8 protein-coding genes are annotated in these 5,972 nt (G+C 70.5%); 5 read left to right on the plus strand and 3 right to left on the minus strand.

Annotated features, from left to right (window positions below; translation table 11 throughout):
* From JFN87_RS31630 to JFN87_RS31640, 3 genes are all read right to left on the minus strand, one after another.
* A partial coding sequence (locus JFN87_RS31630) for a glycosyltransferase family 2 protein (RefSeq protein ID WP_307865670.1) occupies positions 1-1,911 on the minus strand: 1,911 nt, incomplete at its 3' end.
* Between the two features lie 169 nt (positions 1,912-2,080).
* A complete protein-coding gene (locus JFN87_RS31635) occupies positions 2,081-2,389 on the minus strand; it encodes an MTH1187 family thiamine-binding protein (protein ID WP_209345716.1) in 309 nt (102 codons plus the stop codon).
* Positions 2,386-2,730, minus strand: a complete 345-nt coding sequence (locus JFN87_RS31640; protein ID WP_209345718.1) for a DUF3817 domain-containing protein — start codon at positions 2,728-2,730, stop codon at positions 2,386-2,388. Before JFN87_RS31640 ends, JFN87_RS31635 begins: the two co-directional genes overlap by 4 nt.
* A 185-nt stretch (positions 2,731-2,915) precedes the next feature.
* Here JFN87_RS31640 and JFN87_RS31645 point away from each other — a divergent pair, with 185 nt between their 5' ends.
* The 5 genes from JFN87_RS31645 to JFN87_RS31665 all read left to right on the plus strand — a co-directional run.
* Complete coding sequence (locus JFN87_RS31645) at positions 2,916-3,554, plus strand: AIM24 family protein (protein ID WP_209345720.1); 639 nt, start codon at positions 2,916-2,918, stop codon at positions 3,552-3,554.
* Positions 3,555-3,557: 3 nt separating this feature from the next.
* Positions 3,558-4,208, plus strand: coding sequence for an AIM24 family protein (locus tag JFN87_RS31650; protein WP_209345722.1), 651 nt, complete (start codon positions 3,558-3,560; stop codon positions 4,206-4,208).
* Positions 4,205-4,987 (plus strand): AIM24 family protein, encoded by a 783-nt coding sequence (locus JFN87_RS31655; RefSeq protein ID WP_209345724.1) that lies wholly within the window; start codon positions 4,205-4,207, stop codon positions 4,985-4,987. Before JFN87_RS31650 ends, JFN87_RS31655 begins: the two co-directional genes overlap by 4 nt.
* 48 nt (positions 4,988-5,035) lie before the next feature.
* The gene (locus JFN87_RS31660) at positions 5,036-5,533 is read left to right on the plus strand and encodes a MarR family winged helix-turn-helix transcriptional regulator (RefSeq protein WP_209345726.1); all 498 of its coding nucleotides are present in this window, start codon (positions 5,036-5,038) and stop codon (positions 5,531-5,533) included.
* Positions 5,534-5,611: 78 nt separating this feature from the next.
* Positions 5,612-5,972, plus strand: a 361-nt coding sequence (locus JFN87_RS31665) for a P-loop NTPase family protein (RefSeq protein ID WP_504739798.1), incomplete at its 3' end; no start/stop codon positions are given.

A 5,972-nucleotide genomic window follows, 5' to 3' on the forward strand; every position in this document is an offset into this window, starting at 1 on the left:
CGCCGTCGCCCCGGCCTGCGCGGCGGCCGGCGCCGCGACCGTCGTCCGTACGGGGGCCGCCGCGTACGCCGCGGCGTCCTGCGACGCCGGCGCGGTGTCCGGCGGGCGCGGGCTCGCCTCCCTCAGCTCGCGCAGTTCGCGCAGCGCCTCACGGGGCGAGCGCGGCGGCGCCTTGGGCGAGGCGGCACGCTGTGCGGGCGCCCCGGCCCGGCGCCGCACGGCGAACCGCGCGGCGATCGCCCCGCGGTGGTCCGTCCACAGCCAGATCGCGACCGGCGCGAGCGAGACGGCGAGCGCCAGCACGGCCCAGGTCCGCATCGCCGCGTGCGTGTGGCCGAGGACGGCGGACGCGGCGAGCGAGGAGGCCAGCACGCCCGCCCACAGCAGGTGCAGGCGGAAGGTGGCGGCACGGTCGGGGCTGGCCTCGCCGCCCTTGGGCGTGACGACGAAACGGCCGCGGGTGCGCAGCACGGCGGACGCGAGCGAGCGCAGGTAGATCGGCGCGGACAGCGCGGACATGGCCATCCCGGCCAGGCCGCCGGAGCCCTCGGGCTCGTGCGGCGAGACGTTGTGGCGCCTGTTCCACAGGTACAGGCCGACCTGGAGGGCGGCGGCGTCGCTGTAGAGCATGAGCCAGATCTCGGAGGAGACCTGGGTGCCGGACGCCCCCAGCCACAGGAACAGCACCGAGCTGAGGATGCCGAGGAACCAGTTGACCGCGGTCATCGGGTAGTAGACGAGCATGAGCGAGTAGTTGAGCACCCGCCCCGGGGGCATCTGGAAGGGCGCCTTCCAGTACTGCTTGAAGAGCGTCTCGTACGTCCCCCTCGACCAGCGCAGCTGCTGGGTGAAGAAGTCGGTCCACGACGCCGGTCCCTCGCCGACGGCGAGCACGTCAGGGGTGTAGACGGACCGCCAGAACCTGCCGGTCAGCGGGTTTCTCCTGCGGTGGATCTCGAAGCCGGTCGCCATGTCCTCGGTGATGGAGTCGTACAGGCCGCCCGCCTGCTTCAGGGCGCTGACCCGCACGACGTTGTTCGTGCCGACGAACATGGGCGCCCGGTAGCGGTTGCCCGCCCGCTGGATGAGCGCGTGGAAGAGGAACTGCTGCGACTCCGCCGCCTTGGTGACCGGCGAGGTGTAGTTCCCGTACACCTGCGGGCCCACCACGAAGGCCACGTCCGGGTCGCGGAAGTAGCCGAGCATGCGCTCGAGGAAGCCGGGCACCGGGACGTGGTCGGTGTCGACGCTGGCGAAGAAGTCGTACGCGTCGCCGTGCATGGCGAGCCAGGCGTTGTAGTTCCCGTGCTTGGTGCGGGCCTTGTGCACGCCCTTGGGACGGTTCCACTCGGGAACACCCTTTCGCGTGAAGTGGTGCACGCCGAGTTCCGCGCAGAGCGCCCTGGCCTCGTCGTCGTCGCCCTCGTCCAGCAGCCAGACGTCGAAGGGGCCCTCGTGCCTGAGCCGTACGGCGCCGCGCAGGGTCGCCCGCACCATGGCGAGCGGTTCCTTGCCCGGCACGTACGTGGTGAGGAACGCGACCCGGGTGCCGGCCTCGGGCGTCACCGGGATCGGATCGCGGGCGACCATCGTGGCGTGCGCGACCGACGCGACGTTGACCAGCATGAACAGGGCGATGCAGCCGATCGAGACGAGCATCACGTGGTCGAAGGCGACCAGCCACTGCTCGCCGCCGTGGCGCTCGGTGCGGTGGCTCGGCCAGACCAGGTAGGCGAGCAGGACGGCCGACAGCACCGGCGCCAGCGTCATCAGCAGGACGGCTCTTATTCGGTGCGGCTCCTGCGCCAGCAGGCTCCGGTACTTCACCCGGTAGGCGCCGGACGGATCCGGTTCCTGAAGCGGACCTGCCAGACAGCTGTGGATGTCGTAGTCGTAGCCCTGCGGCCGCACGATGGTGCCTCCAGCCGACGAATGACGTTGATAACCCCACAAAAGGGGACATCACACGGCGTGTCGACTGGAGTCGTCCGAGTGAGGGGGTTCCTCTTCCCGTTTCCTTCGTACGGATGACGGCGCACGCGTCAGGCGACGGCGTACGTCTCGGGTGACGGCGTAAGCGTCAGGCGTCGCCCTGCCCCGCGCCCAGGTGGCGCTCCACGGTCTCCACCTTGGCGGTCAGGCCGTCCGTGACGCCCTGCCTGATGTCGGCCTTGAGTACGAGGGAGACGCGGTTGGAGCGGGCCTCGACGGCGGCGACCGCGCGCTTGACGACGTCCATCACCTCGTCCCACTCGCCTTCGATGGAGGTGAACATGGCGTCCGTCCGGTTCGGCAGCCCGGACTCGCGCACGACGCGCACGGCGTCGGCGACGTACTCGCCGACGTCCTCGCCGGCACCGAGCGGCGAGACGGAGAAGGCGACGATCACGCGTTCACCGTGCCCTCGCGGCGCGCCCTGGCGGCGATGACCATGTCCTCGGAGGCCCGCTTGAGCTTGCGCTCGGCGAAGAACCCGCCGGTGGGCAGCACGGAGAGGACGAAGTAGAAGGCGGCCGTGGGCAGCTTCCAGCGGGTGCAGCGCCAGGCGTCCAGCCAGAACAGGACGTACAGGATGAACAGGATCCCGTGGATCATGCCCATCGCGGGGACCGCGTTGAAGTCCGTGGTGCGCTTGAGCACCGAGCAGACCAGCAGCAGGAGGAAGGACACCGCTTCGGGCGCGGAGACCAGGCGGAGTCGGTGGAGTGCGGAAGCGGTCTTGATGTCCACGGGGGCTTTCGCTTTCGGTCGGGGCTTGTGGTCTGTGCACGCGAGCGGTTTGTGAACGCGCGCACAAACTGCTCGCCATTGTGGCAGCCGCGGCGCGCGCTCCGGGCTCCAGGGTCGCCGGCACTCCCCTGCGCGGGGCGAGGCGCGCTGTTCGCGGTGGCGCGCCGCCCGCTACCTTCTTCAGCGTGGCTCAGTTCCGACTCCAGGGAAGCAAGATGCTCGCCGTCGACATGGCGGGTGACGCGGTGAAGGCGAAGAACGGCTCGATGGTCGCCTACGACGGCCAGATGTCGTTCAAGAAGATGACCGGCGGCGGTGAGGGGTTGCGCGGGATGGTCACGCGCCGGATCACCGGCGAGTCCATGACGGTGATGGAGGTGCGGGGCCAGGGCACGTGCTTCTTCGCCGACCGGGCGAGCGAGATCAACCTCGTCGCGCTGCGCGGCGACAAGCTGTACGTCGAGGCGTCCAACCTGCTGTGCACGGACGCGGCCCTGCGCACCGGCACCACGTTCACCGGCATGCGCGGGGCCGCGGGCGGCAACGGCTTGTTCACGACGACCGTGGAGGGCTCGGGACAGGCGGCGATCATGTCGGACGGCCCCGCGGTCGTGCTGCGCGTCAGCCCCCAGTACCCGCTGTCGGTCGACCCGGGCGCGTACATCGCGCACCAGGGCGACCTGCGCCAGTCCTTCCAGTCGGGGGTGTCGTTCCGGACCTTCATGGGCGAGGGGTCCGGCGAGTCCTTCCAGATCCGGTTCGAGGGCGACGGCGTCGTCTACGTGCAGCCCAGTGAGCGCAACACGATCGGGGGTGACGTCTAGGCCATGCCGTTCCGTGAGATCAACGACAAGCTGGTCGAGGCATCCATCACGCCGGGGCAGCGAATGTTCAGCCAGCGCGGCGCGATGGTCGCCTACCGCGGCGACGTCTCGTTCACCCCGAACATCCAGGGCGGCCAGGGCGGCGTGATGTCCATGATCGGCCGCCGGGTCGCGAACGAGGCGACCCCGCTGATGTCGGTCGAGGGCAGTGGCACCGTGCTGTTCGGCCACGGCGGCCACCACATCCAGGTCGTCAATCTCAGCGGCGACACGCTGTACGTCGAGGCGGACCGGCTGCTCGCCTTCGACGGCTCGCTGGAGCAGGGCACGATGTTCATGGGCTCGCAGGGCGGGGTGATGGGCATGGTGCGCGGCCAGGTGACCGGGCAGGGCCTGTTCACCACCACCCTCAGGGGCCACGGCGCGGTCGCGGTGATGGCGCACGGCGGCGTGGTCGAGCTGCCGATCCGGCCGGGGCGCGCGGTGCACGTCGACCCGCAGGCGTACGTGGCGCACCACGGCGACGTGCGCAACAAGCTGTCCACCGCGCTGGGCTGGCGCGACATGGTGGGCCGCGGCTCGGGCGAGGCGTTCCAGCTGGAGCTCAGCGGCAGTGGCGCGGTGTTCGTCCAGGCATCGGAGGAGAAGCTGTGAGCGGGCCCGTGGTCCTCGACCCCATGACGCTACCGAGCGACGACAACGTCAACAAGTACACGTACTGCGTGGAGCTGCGCGGCGACCGGTGGTTCCTGCAGAAGGGCAGGATGATCGCCTATTACGGGCAGATCTCCTTCGACGGCGTGGGCCACGGCCGGTTCGAGAACCTGCTGCGCACGAGCTTCCACTCGCCGCTGCACGTGGCGGACTGGGTGGTCGCGCAGGGCAGCGGCAAGATGCTGCTCGCGGACCGCGCCTTCGACGTGAACTCCTACGACCTGGACGAGGGCAACCTGACGATCAGGTCGGGCAACCTGCTGGCGTTCCAGCCGTCGCTCGCGCTGAAGCAGTCGATCGTGCCGGGGTTCCTGACGCTGATCGGCACCGGGAAGTTCGTCGCCGTGTCGAACGGGCCCGTGGTGTTCATGGAGCCGCCGCTGCGGGTGGACCCGCAGGCGCTGGTCGGCTGGGCCGACTGCCCCTCCCCGTGCCACCACTACGACTTCGGCTACATGCGCGGGATCCTCGGTGGAGTGCGGGCCATGACGGGCATCGGGGGCGCCTCGGGCGAGGAGCACCAGTTCGAGTTCGTCGGGGCGGGTACCGTATTGGTCCAGTCCACCGAGGTGCTGATGCCGGAGCAGCCGACGGGCGCGGTGCCCGGCGAGGCGGGTGTGCCGGGCGGCGGGTACCAGGGCGGCCAACAGGGCGGGGCTTCCGGGATGCCGAGGCTCGGCGGGCAACTCGGTGACCTTCAGCGGCGCTTCGGCCTCTGAGGGACGACACCTTCGTAGAACGTTCAACTTCTTGGGTAGAATGTCGTCATGGAGACCGAGACGCAGAGAGACGGCGAGGACGGCGGCACCCCCTGGCTGACCGAGGCGGAGCAGTGCGCCTGGCGCACGCACCTGGACGTCAACCGGCTGCTGACGTACCAGCTGGAGAAGGACCTCCAGCCGTTCGGGCTGACCCTGAACGACTACGAGATCCTGGTGAACCTGTCCGAGGCGGAGGACCGCAGGCTGCGGATGACGGACCTCGCGGCCGCCACCCTCCAGTCCAAGAGCCGGCTGTCCCACCAGATCACCCGCATGGAGACGGCCGGGCTCGTCGTGCGGCAGCACTGCGAGTCGGACCGGCGCGGGCTGTTCGCGGTCCTCACGGATCAGGGCATGGAGACCATGCGCGAGGTGGCCCCGCACCACGTCGCCTCCGTGCGCAGGCACTTCATCGGTCTGGTGACGCCCGAGCAGCTCGCCGGGCTGCGCGCGTCGCTCGCCCCCGTCGCCGAGCACCTGCGCGGCAGCCGCGGCAAGGCCTGACGCCGCGTGCAGGACGGCCCGCGGCCGGGTACGCACCGGATCCTCGTCGTCGGCAGCACCGGCGCGGGCAAGACGACCATGGCCCGCGCCCTGTCCCGGCGGCTGGGTATCCCGTACCACGAGATGGACGCGCTGTACTTCGCCGGTCCCGGCCGGCGGCTGAACGAGGCCTTCGCCGAGGACGTCGCGCGGATCGCCGCGGGCCCGCGCTGGGTCATCGACTCGCTCGGCTACCCCGAGGTCAGGGACGTGCTCTGGGAGAGGGCGGACACGATCGTCTGGCTCGACTATCCGCGCCGCGTGATCATGCCCCGGGTGCGCGACCGCGAGGACATGCCCGTGCACGCCGGGGAGCTCCAGCACCACGGCCCCGGCTGCTACTCGGCGCACTCCGGTGTGAAGGCGTGGAACCGCCGCGCGGAGAACGAGCTGCAGCGCG

Source organism: Streptomyces montanisoli (assembly GCF_017813245.1).
GTDB classification, from domain to species: domain Bacteria; phylum Actinomycetota; class Actinomycetes; order Streptomycetales; family Streptomycetaceae; genus Streptomyces; species Streptomyces montanisoli.

Excerpts from the sequence above, each read along its gene's own strand:
- JFN87_RS31650 (WP_209345722.1), top strand. The coding sequence starts at position 3,558 with ATGCCGTTCCGTGAGATCAACGACAAGCTGGTCGAGGCATCCATCACG.
- JFN87_RS31660 (WP_209345726.1), top strand. The coding sequence starts at position 5,036 with ATGGAGACCGAGACGCAGAGAGACGGCGAGGACGGCGGCACCCCCTGG.